Origin of the sequence: Pseudomonas sp. JAI120 (genome assembly GCF_014207255.1) — a bacterium.
Taxonomy (GTDB): Bacteria; Pseudomonadota; Gammaproteobacteria; order Pseudomonadales; family Pseudomonadaceae; genus Aquipseudomonas.
In genome coordinates, this window is record NZ_JACHCZ010000005.1 from 110813 (window position 1) to 129393 (window position 18581).

General features: G+C 60.5%; 18 protein-coding genes. 5 read left to right on the forward strand and 13 right to left on the reverse strand.

All coding sequences use genetic code 11. The annotated features are described in order from the left end of the window. The first annotated feature begins 203 nt into the window (after positions 1-203). Positions 204-464: a hypothetical protein gene (locus HDC32_RS24270; RefSeq protein ID WP_032887053.1), complete on the forward strand. Its 261-nt coding sequence runs from the start codon at positions 204-206 to the stop codon at positions 462-464. 65 nt (positions 465-529) lie between these two features. On the opposite strand, the gene HDC32_RS24275 is transcribed toward HDC32_RS24270, so the two are convergent. From HDC32_RS24275 to gnd, 3 genes are read right to left on the reverse strand one after another with little or no spacing between them, the layout of a single operon-like run. Then, positions 530-1354, reverse strand: a complete 825-nt coding sequence (locus tag HDC32_RS24275) for an HAD family hydrolase (RefSeq protein ID WP_184745813.1) — start codon at positions 1352-1354, stop codon at positions 530-532. Continuing rightward, positions 1351-2874: a glucose-6-phosphate dehydrogenase gene (gene zwf / locus HDC32_RS24280; RefSeq protein ID WP_131696611.1), complete on the reverse strand. Its 1524-nt coding sequence runs from the start codon at positions 2872-2874 to the stop codon at positions 1351-1353. The genes HDC32_RS24275 and zwf overlap by 4 nt, the downstream gene beginning before the upstream one ends. Then, positions 2871-3854, reverse strand: a complete 984-nt coding sequence (gene gnd, locus HDC32_RS24285; RefSeq protein WP_184745815.1) for a phosphogluconate dehydrogenase (NAD(+)-dependent, decarboxylating) — start codon at positions 3852-3854, stop codon at positions 2871-2873. Before gnd ends, zwf begins: the two co-directional genes overlap by 4 nt. Before the next feature lie 270 nt (positions 3855-4124). On the opposite strand from gnd, the gene HDC32_RS24290 reads away from it, so the two are divergent. From HDC32_RS24290 to HDC32_RS24305, 4 genes are all read left to right on the forward strand, one after another. Next, complete coding sequence (locus HDC32_RS24290) at positions 4125-4304, forward strand: DUF6026 family protein (RefSeq protein WP_260403708.1); 180 nt, start codon at positions 4125-4127, stop codon at positions 4302-4304. A 160-nt stretch (positions 4305-4464) separates the two neighbouring features. After that, positions 4465-6207 carry a phosphoethanolamine transferase CptA gene (locus HDC32_RS24295; protein WP_184745819.1) on the forward strand — a complete coding sequence of 581 codons (1743 nt, stop codon included), beginning with the start codon at positions 4465-4467 and terminating at the stop codon, positions 6205-6207. A 129-nt stretch (positions 6208-6336) separates the two neighbouring features. Next, positions 6337-8562, forward strand: a complete 2226-nt coding sequence (locus HDC32_RS24300) for a TonB-dependent siderophore receptor (protein ID WP_184745821.1) — start codon at positions 6337-6339, stop codon at positions 8560-8562. 142 nt (positions 8563-8704) lie between these two features. Then, positions 8705-8914, forward strand: a complete 210-nt coding sequence (locus tag HDC32_RS24305; RefSeq protein WP_131696615.1) for a hypothetical protein — start codon at positions 8705-8707, stop codon at positions 8912-8914. Between the two features lie 103 nt (positions 8915-9017). Here HDC32_RS24305 and HDC32_RS24310 read toward each other — a convergent pair whose 3' ends face one another. The 10 genes from HDC32_RS24310 to HDC32_RS24355 form a co-directional block, all read right to left on the reverse strand. Next, positions 9018-9509 (reverse strand): GNAT family N-acetyltransferase, encoded by a 492-nt coding sequence (locus tag HDC32_RS24310; RefSeq protein ID WP_184745823.1) that lies wholly within the window; start codon positions 9507-9509, stop codon positions 9018-9020. 173 nt (positions 9510-9682) lie between these two features. Next, positions 9683-10786, reverse strand: coding sequence for a cell division protein ZapE (zapE, locus tag HDC32_RS24315; RefSeq protein ID WP_184745825.1), 1104 nt, complete (start codon positions 10784-10786; stop codon positions 9683-9685). Positions 10787-10801: 15 nt separating this feature from the next. After that, on the reverse strand, positions 10802-11137 hold the full coding sequence (locus tag HDC32_RS24320; protein WP_131696618.1) for a nuclear transport factor 2 family protein: 336 nt from the start codon (positions 11135-11137) through the stop codon (positions 10802-10804). Positions 11138-11188: 51 nt separating this feature from the next. After that, a complete protein-coding gene (locus HDC32_RS24325; protein WP_145337283.1) occupies positions 11189-11905 on the reverse strand; it encodes a YafY family protein in 717 nt (238 codons plus the stop codon). A 147-nt stretch (positions 11906-12052) separates the two neighbouring features. Next, positions 12053-14710: an aminopeptidase N gene (pepN, locus tag HDC32_RS24330; protein ID WP_184745827.1), complete on the reverse strand. Its 2658-nt coding sequence runs from the start codon at positions 14708-14710 to the stop codon at positions 12053-12055. 13 nt (positions 14711-14723) lie between these two features. Beyond that, positions 14724-15554, reverse strand: coding sequence for a DUF2797 domain-containing protein (locus tag HDC32_RS24335; RefSeq protein WP_065941225.1), 831 nt, complete (start codon positions 15552-15554; stop codon positions 14724-14726). Further along, positions 15551-15811: a YeaC family protein gene (locus HDC32_RS24340; protein ID WP_017738604.1), complete on the reverse strand. Its 261-nt coding sequence runs from the start codon at positions 15809-15811 to the stop codon at positions 15551-15553. Before HDC32_RS24340 ends, HDC32_RS24335 begins: the two co-directional genes overlap by 4 nt. Before the next feature lie 14 nt (positions 15812-15825). Continuing rightward, entirely contained in the window at positions 15826-16695 is an 870-nt protein-coding gene (locus HDC32_RS24345; RefSeq protein ID WP_131696621.1) for a rhomboid family intramembrane serine protease, read from the reverse strand. Beyond that, complete coding sequence (locus tag HDC32_RS24350; RefSeq protein ID WP_167655527.1) at positions 16692-17666, reverse strand: metallophosphoesterase; 975 nt, start codon at positions 17664-17666, stop codon at positions 16692-16694. The genes HDC32_RS24345 and HDC32_RS24350 overlap by 4 nt, the downstream gene beginning before the upstream one ends. After that, entirely contained in the window at positions 17663-18553 is an 891-nt protein-coding gene (locus HDC32_RS24355; RefSeq protein ID WP_003190745.1) for an NAD(+) kinase, read from the reverse strand. The genes HDC32_RS24350 and HDC32_RS24355 overlap by 4 nt, the downstream gene beginning before the upstream one ends. Positions 18554-18581 lie beyond the last annotated feature (28 nt).

An 18581-nucleotide genomic window follows, 5' to 3' on the forward strand; every position in this document is an offset into this window, starting at 1 on the left:
AGAGGGCAGAAAGTTGCGCCATCGCAAAGCTTTCAATCCGCTTTCAAAACAGCCGCTTACATGACGTTAGTCAGGAAAAGTTGAAAATTGTTGCTCTAACATGTGACCCGTACCCCGCCATCGCGCATCAGTACAAGTAACCCGCCGCACGGTCAGCCCAACCGCCGGCACTCACTTGAATGGGCATTTAGAGAGAGACCCACATGAACGCCCCGCTCCGCATCAACGAAGCTCTTTTGATCGCAGACCGTGCTTTCCAGCCCTTTCAATGCGTGGCCTGGCACGATGGCAACGGCGCCCTGAGCCTGAGTGTCATCGACCGCACCAATACCCGTATCGGCAGCAAACAACTGTCGTCGAACACTTATAGCGACCCGGCGCAATTGGAAGACTTGCTGTTGCAGGCCCGCGCCGAGCTCGACAAGGATGGCTACCAGTTGCAGTCCTGGGCCATGCCGAAGTAAATCGCGACCAACTTGCGATCACTGCAAAACAGTGATCGCAAGTTGCGCAATACAACTTAAGACGCTTATCGCGCCGCGAGAATAAACCGTTCGATTGCTTCGGCAGCGCCATCCTCGACATTGCTGCCGGTAACGACACTGGCCTGGCGCTTGACGACCTCTTCCGCCTGCCCCATGGCAATCGACAACCCGGCCACCTGAAACATCGCCGGATCATTGCCCCCGTCACCGATGGCCGCCGTCTGTTCCAGCTGCACCCCAAGGTGCGCCGCCAGCGTCTTCAACGCCTCGCCCTTGTTGGCCAACATGGCCGTCACATCCAGATAAATCGGCTGCGAACGCGACACTTGGGCCAAGCCCTGGACCTTGGGCTGCAATTGCGCTTCCAACGCCACCAGCAATTGGGTGTTGTTGCTCGCTGCAACGATCTTGTCGATACGATCCAGGTAGGGCTCGAAACTCTCCACCACCACCGGTCCATATCCCAGGCCATGGGCTTCGCGCGGTTCCACCGGCCCTGGCGGGCCGCGGCGCAGCCAGTCACCGTCGGCAAACACCCACGCCTCCACATCCGGCTCGGCCGAGAATAGCGCCAGGGTCACCAGCGCCGCCTCCGCCGGCAGGTGGTGGGCAACCAGGATGCTGCCATCCGGGTTGATCAAGGTGCCGCCGTTGAAGCCCGCCACCGGCATATCGATCCCGAATGTCTCGATCAGATGCAGCATGGCCTTCGGCGGTCGCCCGCTGGCCAGGCTGAAAAACACCCCGGCCTCGCGCAGGGCGCTCACCGCATCGGCGGTGCGCTGGCTCAGGCTGTGATCCGGATGCAGCAAGGTGCCGTCCACGTCGCTGAGGATAAAACGGATGGGATGAATCGCTGCATCACTCATCCTAGCGAGTGCCAGGTGCGGCCATCGCGCGCCAGCAACACATCAGCCGCTGCCGGCCCGTCTTCACCGGCCTTATAGGTCTGGATCCCGTCGTCCTCCTTCCACGCATCCAGAAACGGTTGCACTGCACGCCAGCCGTTCTCGATGTTGTCGGCACGCTGGAACAAGGTCTGGTCACCGGTCATGCAGTCGTAGATCAGGGTTTCGTACCCGGTCGACGGTTGCATCTCGAAGAAGTCCTTGTAGGCAAAACCCAGCTGGATGCTAGCCATGTCGAGGGTTGGCCCGGGCTTTTTCGCCAGCAGGTCGAACCACATGCCTTCATTGGGCTGGATCTGGATTTTCAGGTAGGTGGGCTTGACTTCATCCACCTCGGTGTCGCGGAACTGCGCATAGGGCGCCGGCTTGAAGCAGATCACGATCTCGGTGTCGCGCACGCTCATGCGCTTGCCGGTGCGCAGGTAGAACGGCACCCCGACCCAGCGCCAGTTGTCGATCATCACCTTGAGGGCGACGAAGGTCTCGGTGCTGCTGTCGGGAGCGACGTTGGCTTCTTCGCGGTAGCCGGGCAGTGACTTGCCGGCGATTTCGCCAGCGGTGTATTGCCCGCGCACCGAGTTGGCCCGCGCGTCTTCCAGGGACCACGGGCGTACCGCACCGATGACCTTGGCCTTTTCACCGCGCACCGCATCGGCACCAAAGGCGGCCGGGGGCTCCATGGCCACCATCGCCAGCAGCTGGAACAGGTGGTTGGGCACCATGTCGCGCAGGGTGCCGGTTTTTTCGAAGAAATTGCCCCGCGTCTCCACGCCGACGGTTTCGGCGGCGGTGATTTGCACGTGGTCGATGTAATGGTTGTTCCAGAACGCTTCGAACAGCACGTTGGAGAAACGGCTGATGAGGATGTTCTGCACCGTTTCCTTCCCCAGGTAATGGTCGATGCGATAGATCTGCTTCTCGCTCATCACCTTGAGCAGGCTGGCGTTCAACGCTTCGGCGGTGGCCAGGTCGGAGCCGAAGGGCTTCTCGATCACCACGCGACGGAAACTGTCATCGGTTTCCGTCAGCAGGCCGGCACTGCCCAGGCGCTGCACCACGTCACTGAAGAAGCGCGGTGCGGTGGCCAGGTAGAACACCGCGTTGCCGGTGCCGCTGTCAGCGATCTTCTTGCCGATGTCGGCGTAGGTGCTGTCATCGAGGAAATCGCCCTCGACGTAGCTGATGCCTTTGGCCAGTTGCGCCCACAATGTCGGATCGAGGGCGTTATCCGCATTGCCCTTGATCTTGCTCGCCGCCTCGGTGCGGATAAAGTCCTCGAGTTTCTTGGCGAAGTCGGCATCACTGATGGCGTTGTGATCAACGCCAACGATGCGCAAGCCATCCCCCAGCAAGCCATCACGACGGAGGTTGTACAGCGCCGGCATGAGCAGACGTTTGACCAGGTCGCCATGGGCGCCAAACAGAAACAGGGTGGTGGGTGGAGCAGGTTCGGCCTTGAGTTTCTTGCCGTTGGCGGTCATTTTTTGGAAGTCTCCACGTGGCCGCCAAAGCCAAAGCGCATGGCAGACAGCATCTTGTCACCGTAGGTGCTCTGCTGGCGCGAGCGGAACCGCGCGAACAACGAAGTGGACAATACCGGCACCGGCACGGCTTGTTCCATGGCGGCTTCGATGGTCCAGCGGCCTTCGCCACTGTCGGCCACGGAACCGGAGTAACCGTCCAGCTTGGGATCGGTGGCCAGGGCGTCGGCGGTCAGGTCCAGCAACCAGGACGAGACCACGCTGCCACGGCGCCAGACTTCGGCGATATCGGCAACGTTGAGATCGAAGCGCTGGTCTTCGGGCAGGTTTTCCGAGTTCTTGGTCTTGAGGATGTCAAAACCTTCGGCAAACGCCTGCATCATTCCGTACTCGATGCCGTTGTGGATCATCTTGACGAAATGCCCGGAGCCCGCCGGGCCGGCGTGGATGTAGCCCTGCTCGGCACGTTTGTCAGCCGCAGCGGAACGGTCCTTGGTGCGCGGGATATTGCCCAGGCCCGGTGCCAGGCTGGCGAAGATCGGGTCGAGGCGCTGCACAGTCTCGGTGTCGCCGCCGATCATCATGCAGTAGCCACGTTCCAGGCCCCAGACGCCGCCGGAGGTACCGACATCGACATAGTGCAGGCCTTTTTGCGCCAGGGCCTTGCCGCGACGCACGTCATCCTTATAGTTGGTGTTGCCGCCGTCGATGATCACGTCACCGTCTTCCAGCAGCTCACTGAGTTCATTGATGGTGTTTTCGGTGGGGTCGCCTGCCGGCAACATCACCCAGACAGCACGCGGTTTCTGCAGCCCGGCCACCAGGGCCTTCAGGTCGGCAACGCCGGTGGCGCCCTCTTCGCTCAAAACTTTGACAAATGCTTCGTTACGGTCGTAAACAACGGTGGTATGCCCGTTGAGCATCAGGCGCCGTGCAATATTCCCGCCCATGCGGCCTAGTCCGATAATCCCCAGTTGCATGTGCTGATGCTCCTAACTGCTAAAAAATGTGTGACATAGTTTATAGCGCAATGAGGCTAATGAGGGTTAGTCCAGGGCAGAACCGTGTAGTTTCATGGGAAAAAATTGCCATCGTTTCACCATCACACCCCCGAAAGTCACACGACCACCAAAAATAAAAAAGTTCCATTGAAGTGAAAAAGAATTCAGAATTGCTTTCGACTGTTGCCGAGAACCTCGACTCAAGCGTTCTGGCACACCGCGACACACCGGCTATTTGCGAGGTAAGCAATGAGCACAGCACAGATGACCCGTCCTCCACAGACCCTCTACGTCACACTCCGTCGTGATGAGTTGCGCCAGCTGAAAGACGAACGCGAACAGCTGCAGCAGGAAGTCATGCGCCTGCGTGCTCATATCATTCAAGCCCAGCTTGATCAGCCTTCCGGTGTGCAGCCTGCACTCTGCTGAGCCCGTTATTAATTTGTAAGATTACGGCTACATAAATCTCACAAAGTTTTCACATGCCCTTCCCGATACTCCCGCCCCCAAGGGCCACCCCATGCAAGGGTGGCCTCTGTTGCGCGCAGCCCTGCGCGCCAACTGAAAAATTACCGGGTTGGAGCACTGGATGGCGATGTTCGAACGCAGCACCACGTCTGCGAAAGGCTTTGATTGGGCCGGCCTTGGCTGGTTATTCCTGTTTTTCTGGTACTTCTCCGGCATTACCCAACTGCTGATCCAACTCAGCGGCACTTCCGGCTTCAGTGGTTTTCGCCAAGCCTTCTTCATGAGCGCGATATGGCTCGCGCCACTGCTGGTATTCCCCCGGCGTACGCGCTTGCTTGCCGCCCTGATCGGTGTGGTGCTATGGGCCTGTTCCATGGCCAGCCTGGGTTATTTCTTCATCTACCAGCAGGAATTTTCCCAAAGCGTCATCTTCATCATGTTCGAGTCGAACATCTCTGAAGCCGGCGAGTACGCCACCCAATACTTCGCCTGGTGGATCGTGCTGGCGTTCATTGCCCACACCGCCGTGGCTATTTTCCTGTGGACCCGGGTACGCCCGGTGTATTTGCCGCGCGGCCAGGCCCTGGTGGCGGCAACGGCGATCCTGGTGGCCATTATCGGTTACCCGCTGGTCAAGCAGATTGCCCGCAGCGACACCCTGGACGACGCCATCGACCGCTTCGAATCGCGCATCGAACCGGCTGTGCCCTGGCAGATGATCGTTGCCTACCGCCGCTACACCGAACAGCTGGACAACATGCAAGGCATGCTCGACAGCGCCAGCCAGATCCCACCCTTGACCAACCTCAAGGACACCATGGCCGGCCAGCCTTCGACCCTGGTGCTGGTGATCGGTGAGTCCACCAACCGTCAGCGCATGAGCCTCTACGGCTATCCGCGCAACACCACGCCGGAGCTGGACAAGCTGCGCGACCAACTGGCGGTGTTCGACAACGTCATCACCCCGCGCCCCTATACCATCGAAGCCCTGCAACAGGTACTGACGTTCGCCGACGAGGAGAACCCCGATCTTTACCTCAAGACACCGTCGATCGTCAGCGTGATGAAACAAGCCGGGTACAAGACCTACTGGATTACCAACCAGCAGACCATGACCAAGCGCAACACCATGCTCACGACCTTTTCCGAACAGGCCGACGAGCAGGTGTACCTGAACAACAACCGCAACCAGAACGCACGCCAATACGACGGCGACGTCCTTGCACCGTTCTCCAAGGCCCTGGCCGATCCGGCCGAGCGCAAGTTCATCGTGGTGCACCTGCTCGGTACCCACATGAGCTACCAGTACCGCTACCCGCCGACCTTCGACAAATTCACCGACCGCCAGGGTGTACCTGCCGGGATCAGTGACGATCAACTGCCCACCTACAACAGCTACGACAATGCGGTGCTGTACAACGATTTCGTGGTGTCTAGCCTGATCAAGGACTACGCCAAGACCGATCCCAACGGCTTCCTGCTATACCTGTCTGACCACGGTGAAGATGTATTCGACTCGGCTGGCCACGCCACCCTGGGACGTAACGAAGGCAAGCCGACGGCGCCGATGTACACCATTCCGTTCATGGCCTATGCCTCGCCGAAATGGCGCGAAACCCACGACTGGAAGTTTGCAGGCGACTTGCAACGCCCTTACAGCAGCTCGCAATTGATCCATACCTGGGCCGACCTCGCCGGGCTGAGTTTCAACGAACTGGACCGCAGCAAGAGCGTCGTGAGCGACAGCTTCACGTCGCGCCCGCTGATGATCGGCAACCCCTACATGCGCCCGCAAAAGGCCTTGATTGACTTCAGCCTGATCAAGCCAAAAAAGGTTAATCCGGCCGATGTGGTCCTTCAGTAAAAATAGGCTTTGCACCAGATAGATAACAATCATTCTCGTTTAAGCCTAAAGTTTCCCCGCTCCTTTCGTCTTTGAGCCAAGGCCTTCCCTTTCCGGGGTGGCCACAAAGACGACAAGGAGTCTTCCGCGATGTTCGCGCCTTTTACCCGTTCCATGACCCTCACACTCGGCCTGTGCGGCGCCGCGTTAAGCCCGGACCTGCTGGCTGAAACCGACCCCGAACATGCCCCGCTCGAACTTGGCGCGACCAACATCTCTGCCGAAGGCCTGGGTGCCACCACCGAACACACCGGCGCCTACACCACGGGCTCGATGAGTACCGCCACCCGCCTGAACCTGTCGGTCAAGGAAACCCCACAATCGATCTCGGTGATCACTCGCCAGCAGATGGATGACTTCAATCTCAATACATTGACCGACGTGCTGCGCCAGACCACCGGGATCAACGTCCAGCATAACGACTCCGACCGCGTGTCCTATTCCTCCCGCGGCTACGGCATCACCAACTTCCAGATTGACGGGATGCTCAATACCTTCGGCTACATGAAGTCCGACGCCGACACCATCATCTATGACCACATCGAGGTGGTACGCGGTGCCACGGGATTGACCACCGGCGCCGGCGACCCCTCGGCCACCATCAATATGGTGCGCAAGCGCCCGACTGCCCAATGGCAGGCGAAAACCGGCGTCAGCGCCGGCAGCCATGACAACTACTACAGCTACCTGGACGTGGGCGGCCCGCTGGCGTTGGACGGCAAGCTGCGCGGGCGCACAGTGCTGGCCTACCGAGACAGCCAATCGTTCCGCGACAACTATGGCCTGCAGCGGGCGGTCGGCTACGGCATTCTGGAAGGTGATCTTTCAGACGATACCGTGCTGGCCGTAGGTTTCGATTACCAGAACAAGCAGGTCCAAGGCACCTCATGGGGCACCGTGCCGTATTGGAACAGCCAGGGCGGCAAGGCCGGGCTGTCGCGCTCCACCAATATGGCGGCGCACTGGAGTTCCTGGCCGCTGACGGACAAGACCACCTTCGCGACCCTCGACCATAGGCTGGGCGGCGACTGGCACGTGAAGGCCGCCTACACCCATCGCCAGAGCGACACGGATGGCAAGGTGTACTACGGCGGCGCGGGCTTCCCCAACGATGATCGCAGCGGCATGACCGCTTGGGCGAGCCATATGCGCGGCACCTCCAGAATGGAGGCCCTCGACCTCAACCTCGCCGGCAGCTATGCGCTGCTGGGCCGCGAACATGCATTGATGATGGGCTATGGCGAGGCCACGCAGCGGGATGTCTCCCCCGTGATGCGCAGCAACATACCTGCCGGCTACTACACCATCGAAGACTGGAAATACATGGGCGGGATCGCCAAGTTCGGCGACACCGTCACCGACCTCAAGGGCGAACACAGCAGCAAGCAACAAAAGGCCGGCTACCTGGCCACGCGCCTGAGCCTTACCGAGCGCTTGCATGCGGTGCTGGGCAGCCGCTATGGCAGTTGGGAACTGAAAAGCGCGGCCCCACAATACGATGCCAACGACCAGCTTACTGCAGCCGGCAAAACCAGCCAGACCCACAATGATATGTGGACGCCCTACGCCGGCCTCCTCTACGACCTGACGCCGGAGTACACCGTCTACGCGAGCTACACCGACATCTTCAAGCCACAAAGCCTCAAGGATGCCAGCAAGAAGTACCTGGAACCCGTGGTGGGCAGCAACTATGAGGTCGGCCTTAAAGGGAGCGTACTGGGCGAACGCTTGAACCTGGCGGCTGCGTACTTCTGGAGCACCCAGGACAACGTCGCAGAGCGGGACGACTCGGTAGCGCGGAACCCGACCACTGGCGAGGAGTACTACAAGTCCGGCGGCAAAGGTAACAAGGTCAACGGCTTCGAATTGGAAGCTGCCGGGGAAATCATGCCCGATTGGAACCTGACGGCCGGCTACACCTACACCCATTCGGTCAACGGCTCAGGCAAACGCAACAACACCGGGCAGCCGCTGAACCTGCTGAAGGTCTCCAGCGCCTACCGATTGCCGGGGGCGTGGCGCAACCTCACGGTCGGCGGCGCGGTGAACTGGCAGAGCGACATTTACGATTGGAGCGATCGACCCACAGGGGCTCTCGTCGGCAACACACGGGTGACCGAACGGGCGAAGATCACGCAACAGGCCTACACCGTGGTCAACCTGATGTCCCGCTATCAATTCGACGAGCATCTTTCGGCGTCGCTTAACATTAATAATCTATTTGATAAAAAATATTACGAACGCGTCGGCTTTTATAACGGCGTGTATTGGGGTGACCCACGGGCCGTCACGCTTGCGCTGGACTGGAGACTATAAACAGCGTCTGCAAAGTTAACGAAATCGTTAACTTTCGATCAGCGTCATGTTAACTCCCACTTAATAAGATATCGCCATAGTCGCTCCATGATTCTGATCAAGGAGCGACCGGATACCGATCATTCTTAATGGGAACACTGCGATGAAACTTGCTACCTTGATGCTTGCCAGCCTGATGACCCTGACCTCCGCTGCCGCGTTTGCAGAAGGCGGCTCGGAGCGTTCGAAGCAGTTCTACAAAGATTTCACCTTCACGCAGCAGACACTTCACGGCACGACTGAACAAACGGCGTCCGCCGACGGCAAGACACCGAAAACCAATACTGCCGAACAGGAACAACCCAAGAGTTAATTTAATCTTTGGCTAATCCGCACTACCCGGGGCCACTCCGCTCCGTTGGCAAACGGTTTATTGGGCGCCCTCTAAAGGCGCCCTTTTTTTCGCCCGCTATTTATTAAAGCGGTTTGTTCCAGAACAACATGCGCCCATGGGCCGGATCAAACTTCGAGTCATCAAAACCAAACTTTCGATACGCCGACTGGGCGACGGCATTACCTTCCAGCACCTCCAGGGTGATCTTGCAGCAACCACGCTGGCGGGCAATTTCCTCGACCTTCAGCAGCATTTTCTGGCTCAGCCCCAAGCCGCGAAACTCATTCATCACCACCACGTCGTGAATGTTGACCAAAGGTCGGCTTGCAAAGGTGGAGAACCCCTCAAAGCAATTCACCAGACCGGCCGGCTCACCGCCGACAAACGCCAATACACTGAAGGCGTGGGGGCGCTTGGCCAGCTCAGCCGGCAGTTGCTCCAGTAGATCGGCGGGCAGGCTGTGGCCGCCACCCATCGGGTCTTCTGCGTAATGGTTAAGCACGCGGCGAATGGCTTCGGCATGCACAGGATTGGTGTAGCTGGCTTGCAGCACCAGGATATCTGGGGTGTCCATTTCCGTCCTCGATCACGACTACAAGGGAATCTGCTCCCTTTGAGGGGCACGATTGTAAGCGTGGAGTCAGCACCAGATGAAGGAGATTAACTACAAATGTGCGCCCGAAAGCGCGAAGGCTTTAGCGCTAAAAAAGCACAAAGTGCTAATTCAGGGCTTTTTTCGTACAGGTCTCAGCCGAAGCGCTGCAGCTGCATTTCTTGCAACCGGCTCAGGGTGCGACGGAAAGGAAACCCCAGGTAACCATCGGTATACAGGCGCTCCAGCGGCACCTGGGCTTCGATAAACAACGGCACCTTGCGGTCGTAGCACTCGTCCACCAAGGCGATGAACCGACGCACACTGTCGTCGTGCACCGACAACTGCGGCAGCTCGCGATCACCGGCTACCACACGCTCGGCCCCATCCTCGGTGCCACGGGCAATCCGGCCTGGACGCTGTTGCGCACTCAGGTTGGGCACCTCCCCCAGCAGGATCACCTTGAAGCGATCGCACAGCAACATGAAATCCATCGCCGCCAGGGGTTGTTCGCAGAGGTCGGCATAGCGGCACCAAAGCACGCTGTCACTGGCCTGCACGCAAACGATGGAACGATGGCCAACGGTGACCGGGCCACGACTTACCGCTTGCCCTTCAGCCAATTGTTCGAACACATTCGCCAGCGCGTCGGGTCGGTTCACCCAATAGCGCTGCAGGCCAATACCGGGATGCAAGCGATGATCCTCACCACCGTCTACCGCCACCACTTGCATATGCCGCTCGATCGCCGCAATGCCCGGCAGGAAGCGCTCCCGATTGAAGCCATCGGCATACAGCTGGGCCGGCGGTTGATTGGAGGTGCAGACCATCACCACACCGTCCTCGAACATGACCTGGAACAGCCGGCCGAGGATGATCGCGTCACCGATGTCATTGACGAACAGCTCGTCGAAACACAACACCCGCACCTCCCGGCTCAATTCCCGCGCCAGCGCCTGCAACGGGTCATGGGTGCCGGTGAGCTGGAACAGACGCTGGTGCACCCAGCCCATGAAGTGGTGAAAATGCTGACGCCGTGCGGGCACCCGCAGGCTTTGGTAGAACTGATCCATCAACCAGGTCTTGCCACGGCCCACTGGCCCCCACAGGTAAACGCCAGTCACGGGCGAATGGCCTTGATGCAAGGCCGCATGGCAGGCTTGCAGGGCGTCCACCGCCCGGCGCTGGGCGTCGTCGACGACGAAACCCTGTTGGGCGATGGCGTGTTGGTAGGCAGCGAGGGGCGAGTCGAAAGTCATGCCCGCGATTATGACCTACAGGGAGATGTCCAGTCGTGAAATCTTGCCCTGCGCGTTCAGGCGAAAGGTGTAGCGCAACTCCAGCGGGCTGCCGGGGAAATTACCGGAAACCGCGTTGCTGACCAGCACCTTGCCGGTGCGGTGCTGCACCTTGAGCACCTCGACACGCGGCTGGTAACGGCGCCCGGTGTCTTCCATCCAGCGCGCAATGGCGGCGGTGCCCACCTGGTGCTGGCCTTCATCGAACACATTGGCATCGTCGGCAAAACAGTGGGCAATGACCGAGGTGTCGCGGGCATTGGTCGCCGCGATATAAGCCGCGATGGCTGGGGCCAGTTCAGGCTGGGACATGGCAAAGCTCCTTCTTAGGTGGTTGTGGCACCATGCTAAGCCAGGGATGTGTCAGTTCTTGTCAGGAGTAAACGGCCCGGTTTCATTCTGCTCCATCAGCTTGCGCCAGGCCCGCAGCCAGTCGCTGCGCCGCCCCGGATAACGTTCACCGAGGGCCTTGGCACTCGCCACGCGGTCGGTGCGAAAGGTGCGATAGGCGCCGCGTAGCTCACACCAGGCCACGACCACCCGCACTTCATTGAGAAACCCCAGGGCCAGGGGCCAGATCAGGCGTTGGCTCTGGGTCTGGCTGGCATCGGCGTAGTCGATATGCAACTTGGCCTGATTGCGGATGGCCTCGCGGAACACATTGAGGGGCACGCGGTTTTCCGGGTAGCCGAACCCTGGCGGGCCGGGCAATAACGTCGGGTTGCGCAAGGCTTCCTGGGCGGCAGGGTCAAGTACATCGGCAATCTTGGCCAACGCGTTGGCGGCGGCTCGACTCAACACCTCATCCCCGCGCTGATCGACATAACGCAAGCCCAGCACCACGGCTTCGGTTTCCTCGGCGTTGAGCATCAACGGCGGTAGAAACAGCCCGCTGCGCAGCACATACCCTACCCCGGCCTCGCCGAAAATCGGCGCGCCCAGGGCGGTCAGCTCGGCAATGTCGCGGTACAGCGTGCGCTCCGACACCTCCAACTGCGCCGCCAGCACGGCGGCGGTCACCGGGCGTTTCTTGCCCCGCAGGGCCTGCAACAAAGTGAGTAGACGAGTGGTACGCGACACGTTGATCCCACCGAATAAGGAAAAGTGCCGCAGCTTAGCAGAGCCTTCTGCCAGGAAACGTCAGCAGCAAAAAAGCGCTCCTTGAACGAAGCTCCGGGGCAAAAAAAACGGCCTGAACAGGCCGTTTTTTTTACCGAAGCGGTTTATTTAAGCAAGACTCTTGCTCACCACCTCGAACACATCGCTGGACAACTCACCCGACCCACGAATGCGCTCCAGCTCCGCCGTCATCAACGCCTGGCGCGCGCTGTCGTATTTACGCCAGCGGGTCAGCGGCGCCAACTGGCGCGAAGCGATCTGAGGGTTGAAAGCATTCAACTGGATCACCAGGTCCGCCAGGAAGCGGTAGCCCGAACCGTCGGCGGCGTGGAAGTTGATCAGGTTCTGCCCGGCAAACGCGCCGATCAGTGCACGCACTTTGTTCGGGTTCTTGATAGTGAATGCCGGGTGCTCCATCAACGCCTTGACCCGCGCCAGCCCGCCCGGCAACGTGCTGCCGGCCTGCACGCTGAACCACTGGTCCATGACCAAGGGGTTGTCCTTGAAGTTCTCGGCAAATACCGCCAGCGCCTGGGTCTTCTCCGCTTCGAACGGCGAGTTCACCAGCACCGCCAGCGCGGTCAGGCGCTCGGTCATGTTGTCGCTGGTGTCGAACTGCTCAAGCGTCGCCGCCAGCACTTCGGGCTTGCCGCTGAGCATCAGGTACGACAGCGCGATGTTCTGCAAGGCACGCCGGGCGAAGTGCTCGGCGGCGGCTACATAAGGCGTCTGCTTGGACAGCTCGCGATTGGCCTGGTAACGCAACCACAGCGGTTCATGCAGGTTGTCAGCCAGTTGCTTGCGCGCAAACTCACGCGCGGCGTGGATGGCATCCACATCCGCCACGTCACTGATTTCCGTCAGGTACGCTTCGCCCGGCAACGACAGCATTTCCGCAACCATGGCCTGGTCCAGGCTTTCGTCGCTCAACACACTGCGCAATGCCGTGATCAGGCGCTGGTCCATCTGCAACGCCTTGCCCTGTTGATGCTGACCGATCAGTTCCTGCAACACCTGCACCGACAGCTGCTGCCCCGCATCCCAGCGATTGAAGCCGTCGCTGTCATGCTGCATCAGGAACATCAGTTGGTCGCGGTTGTACGGGAAGCTCAGTTTCACCGGTGCCGAGAAACCACGCAGCAACGACGGCAATGGCTGTTCGGCGATGTCGACGAAGGTGAAGGTTTGCTCGGCTTCGGTCACCGAAATCACGCGGGACGTGCCGCCGGCTGTCGCTTCACCGACAAGGCGCAAGGCAATGCCCGCGCCCTTCCCGTCCAGCAGGCCCAGCTCGACCGGAATTACGAACGGCAGTTTCTCGACCTTGTCCGGGGTTTCCGGGCAGCTCTGGCGGAAGGTCAGGCTGTAGGTCTTGGCCGCAGCGTCGTAGGACTCGCTCACCGCCAGGCGTGGCGTACCGGCCTGGCTGTACCAGCGCTTGAACTGGCTGAGGTCGGCGCCGTTGGCGTCTTCCATGGCCTTGATGAAGTCGTCGCAGGTCACGGCCTGGCCGTCATGGCGTTCGAAGTACAGGTCGCTGCCTTTACGGAAGCCTTCGGCGCCGAGCAAGGTATGGATCATGCCGACCACTTCCGAGCCTTTTTCGTACACGGTCAAGGTGTAGAAGTTGGATATCTCGATAAAGCTGTCCGGGCGCACCGCATGGGCCATGGGGCCGGCGTCTTCGGCGAACTGGTGGGTACGCAGGTAAGCCACGTCCTGGATGCGCTTGACCGTGGCGGAGTTCATGTCGGCGGAGAAGCCCGAATCACGGAACACGGTGAAACCTTCTTTCAGCGACAGCTGGAACCAGTCGCGGCAGGTCACACGGTTGCCCGACCAGTTGTGGAAGTATTCGTGGGCGACGATGGCCTCGACCCGTTGGTGCGCGGCGTCGGTGGCGGTTTCGGCCCGGGCCAGCACGGCGCTGGAGTTGAAGATATTGAGGCCCTTGTTCTCCATAGCGCCCATGTTGAAGTCGTTGACCGCGACGATCATGAAGATGTCGAGGTCGTACTCACGGCCGTAGGTTTCTTCGTCCCAGCGCATGGATTTTTTCAGGCTGGTCATGGCGTGCTGGCACTTGTCGATGTTTTCCGGCTCGACGTAGATGCGCAGCGCCACTTCACGGTTAGTCATGGTGGTGAAGCTGTCTTCGACACACCACAAATCACCGGCCACCAGTGCGAACAGGTAGGCGGGTTTCTTGAACGGGTCTTCCCAGGTTGCCCAGTGGCGGCCGTCTTCGCCAGGGCCGCTGGCAATCGGGTTGCCGTTGGAGAGCAGCACCGGGTAACGGTGTTGCTCGGCGATAACCGTGGTGGTGAAGGCACTCATCACGTCCGGGCGGTCGAGGTAATAGGTGATCTTGCGGAAACCTTCGGCCTCGCACTGGGTGCAGAACATACTGCCGGATTTGTACAAGCCTTCCAGGGCAGTATTGCTTTCCGGGTGGATGCGCACGCTGGTATCGACCGTGAAGGTCTCGCGGGTCGGATGCAGGGTCAGGTGGCTGTCCGTCAGCTGGTAGTCAGCCTCGCTCAGTTCCTGGTCGCCGAGGTTGACCGTCAGCAACTCCAGCTGCTGGCCGTCGAGTACCAGCGGCGGCAGGCCGGCGCCACGCTCGGGGTTACGGCGCATTACCAGCTGCGCGTAGACCAGGCTGTGGTCCTCGAACAACTCGAAGGTCAGGTGCGTCTCTTCGATCAGGTAGTCCGGCGCCTGATAGTCCTTCAGGTAAATCATCTTCGGTTGTTCGGTGCGCATGGGTGGCATCCTTCTACTGATGCACGGCGAGCTGGTAGGCCGTGTACTTACGAATATTGATCACGCCGGTGTCGAAGATCAGGTATTGGCCCTTGATCCCCAGCAGCGTGCCTTCGGCAATCGGGTTCTTGTCCAGGTTGAAGCTGACGATCTTGGCCGGATACTGCTCCACCGGGTAACGGATTTCCAACGGTTCGAGGTCGGTTACCGGTTGGATGGCCTGCAGGCCGAAGCGTTCCTGTAATTGCAGCAGGCCGTCGGCACAGGAGGCGAACAACTCGTCGCGCACCTGCTTGAGGTCCACCGCCGCCGCGTCGCCCTTGAGCAACGCACGCCAATTGGTCTTGTCCGCCACCTGGCTGCGCAGCACATCCTCGACAAACCCGGATTGCTGGCGTGTAGCCACGCGCATGATCGGCAACGCCTGGCTGGCGCCCTGGTCCAGCCAACGCGTCGGCAATTGCGTGGCACGGGTAATGCCGACCTTGATCCCCGACGAATTGGCCAGGTACACCACGTGGTCGGTCATGCAGAATGTCTCGCCCCAGCCAGGATCGCGGCAGGTGCCGGCGTCGTAATGGCAACGCTCCGGGCTCATGATGCACAAGTCACACTGGGCCAGCTTGGTCATGCACGGGTAGCAGTAGCCCTGGCTGAAGCTGGTCTTGGTCTTGCGGCCGCAATGGCTGCAATGGATGGCACCGAGGTATTCCAGGCGTACATGGGTGCCGATCAGGGGGTTGACCGGCACTTCGGTATCGCCCAAACGAAACGCGTATTGAACGGTCGGCTCACCCAGTTGCGCCGACATTTTGCTGACTGCACCGCGACCAATTTCAATCAATGGATCGCATCCGACTTGAACAGGATGTTCGGCACGGTGGTCGACTTCGACTGGCATTCCTGCGGGCCCATGTAGCCGGTGCGCTGGTCTTCCGGCAGGTTCTGGATCTCCCAGGCGATCATGGCCTGCAGGGACAGTTCGCGCTGCTCGGCACTGAGCTTGCGGCCATCGGACCACTTGCCGATTTCCACGGCGAGCTTGAGGCTCTCGTAGATGTCCGGGGTGATGTTTTCGATCATTTCAGCAAAAGAGGACATAAGGCTCTTCCTTATCAAAGAGAGGATTTGCGACGGTTATACAAACCGCCCAGCAAACCGGTAAGGCAACCGATGGCCAGGCCGCCGACGTGGGCAGCGTTGGCAATTTCGCCGAAACCGATCATCGAGACCAGCCCTGACAGGCAGAGCACCAGCCACACCAGCATCATCACCAGCACCCCACGGGGCAAGCGATAGGCCGGGTTGGGCGAGAGTAGTTGAAAGATCCAGCAATGCCCGAGCAGGCCATACAGCACGCCGGACAAGCCACCGAACAGACCCGGGCCACCGTAGGCATATTGCGCGTAGTTGGAGACCAGGCTGAACAACAGGGTCAGGCCAAGCAGGTTGATGCTGCCCTGGCGCACTTCGATACGCCGGCCCAGCTCCCAGTACCACATGCCATTCATGGCCAGGTGCAGGATGCCGAAATGGATCAGCATCGGCGTGACCAGCCGCCACCACTGACCGGAGGCCAACATCTCGGCGAACGGCGTGAACTGGATGTACTCGCCCATCACCCGGAACGGCAGGAAGGTCAGCCAGCTCATGGCCTGCAGGTTTTCACCCAGCAAGGTCACGGCGCCGACAATGATGCTCGCCAGCAGCACCAGCGCCGTTACCGGGCTATGGCGCACTTGCTGGGCAAAGCCGGGACGCGTTACCGGCGCCTGCTCGGGAATATCCAGCGTCTGGTCCGGATCACCGGCGGGAAAACGCTGGTACAGCACGCGCACGTCGTCGCTGATGGTCTCGGGCACCCACAACACCTGCTCGCCGGCTTCCTCGCTGACGCGATGGGGCACTTGCATGCGTTGCAGCAATTTCACGAAACCGCCCAGGTCGACGCTCAACGGCAAGCGCAATACGGGCACGGCACTCATACAATCACCTCGGGTCGCTCAACGTCGACCCATACGAATTTATGCGGATCCAGTCGGGTTTCCTGGTCCAGCCGATACGCCACCAGCTTGCCGTACAGCACCGCGCTGTAGTCCAGGCACGCCAGGTTCGGGCGGATCGGCGCCGGTTTGCCGCTGCGCCAGTAATGGCCGACGAACAGCAACGGTTCGTCGGCGCCGTAGCGCAGCAGGGAATTTTTTTCATGGGGCGACAAGGGCGTGCGCGCCACCGGCTCAGGCAAGGCGTCGGGCTGGAACACGATGTCGCCGTAGGTTTTCGGGTCGTCTTCCCAGAACTTGGTGCGGAAGAACGAGCGCGTCAGGCCATCGCCACCGGTCAGCGTCAGGCCGTCCGGCAGGCGCATATCGGTGCCGCGCAACAGGCGGTCGAAGGCGTTGCAGGCAAAACTGCCGGGCACGGCGGCGGCCTGCAGGAAGTGCTGGTCGATGCAGCCATCCGGGAACGTCGCGCGCAGTGGCTGGATAAAGCCGTCGTCCCAGCACGCATGCACCACGCGGAAACGCCCGGCATCGACAAACAGCGGCATGTCGTAGAACCAGCCGAGGAAGTCGTGCCAGTCGGCCGGGTGGTGCTCGAACTGGGTAAGGGTCTCGTGGATCAGCCGTTCATGCCGTGGGGTGTGCTCACGCACGAACTGCTTGCCACTGCCCGGCGGCGCCGGTGTGGCCCAGCCCAGGGCATTGAACTCGTGGTTACCCATGATGCACAGCGCCTGGCCGGCCTCGGCCATGTCGTGGACGATATGCAGCGCCTCGCGAATGCGAGGGCCACGGTCGATGATATCGCCCAGGAACACCGCCATGCGCGACGGATGGCGCCAGGTGCCAGCCTGCTTGTGGTAGCCCAACTGCTCGAGCAAGTGCTCAAGGGTATGAGCGCAACCGTGCACGTCACCAATCAGGTCGTAGCTACGCGCGGGATCGAGCATCAGTCGCCTCCACCCCCCAAGCGGCTGCCCCAGCCCAACTTGGTGCGGCACACTTCGTAGTAGTTGTGATCCAGCGGGTGGATCAACCGCAACTTCTGTGCCTTCTTGCTCACGGTGATGGTGTCACCGGGGGCGCAGGTGAAATGGTTCTGCCCGTCACAGGAGACTTGCGGGTAGATCTGCATGTCTTTGGACACCACGATTTTCAGCTCACTGTTGCCATCGACCACAATTGGCCGACTGGACAACATATGGGGGTACATCGGCACGATCACAATGGCATCGAGCTTGGGATGCATGATCGGGCCACCGGCCGACAGCGCGTAGGCGGTGGAGCCGGTCGGGGTGGCGACGATCAGGCCGTCGGCCTTCTGGCTGCACACGAACTGGCCGTCGATATACAGCTCGAATTCGATCATCCGCGTGGATTTGCCCGGGTGCAGCACCACGTCATTGAGCGCATCGCCCTGGCCGATGGCTTCGCCGTGACGGCGCACTTCGGCCTGCAGCAGGAAGCGGTTTTCCACCAGGTAGTGGCCGTCGAGCACCTTGGCCACTTCGACTTCCAGCTCGTCGGGGCGAATATCGGTGAGAAACCCCAGGCTGCCGCGGTTGATCCCCAGCACCGGCACGTTATGCCGCGCCAGGGCCCGGGCCGCGCCGAGCAGGCTGCCATCGCCGCCGACCACGATGACCATGTCGCAGACTTCGCCGAGCATCTTGCGCGAGGAGGTTTGCAGGCCATGGCCGGGGAGGATTTCGGCGATGGTGTCTTCGAGGATCACATGCAGGTGGCGTTCCAGCAGGAATTTTTTCAGCCGGCGGACGGTGTCCAACACCTGGGTACTGCCCAGGCGACCGATAATGCCGATATTGCGAAAGTGCTCCATGGGGCTCCTGCGGGATTGGGGGTGTGGC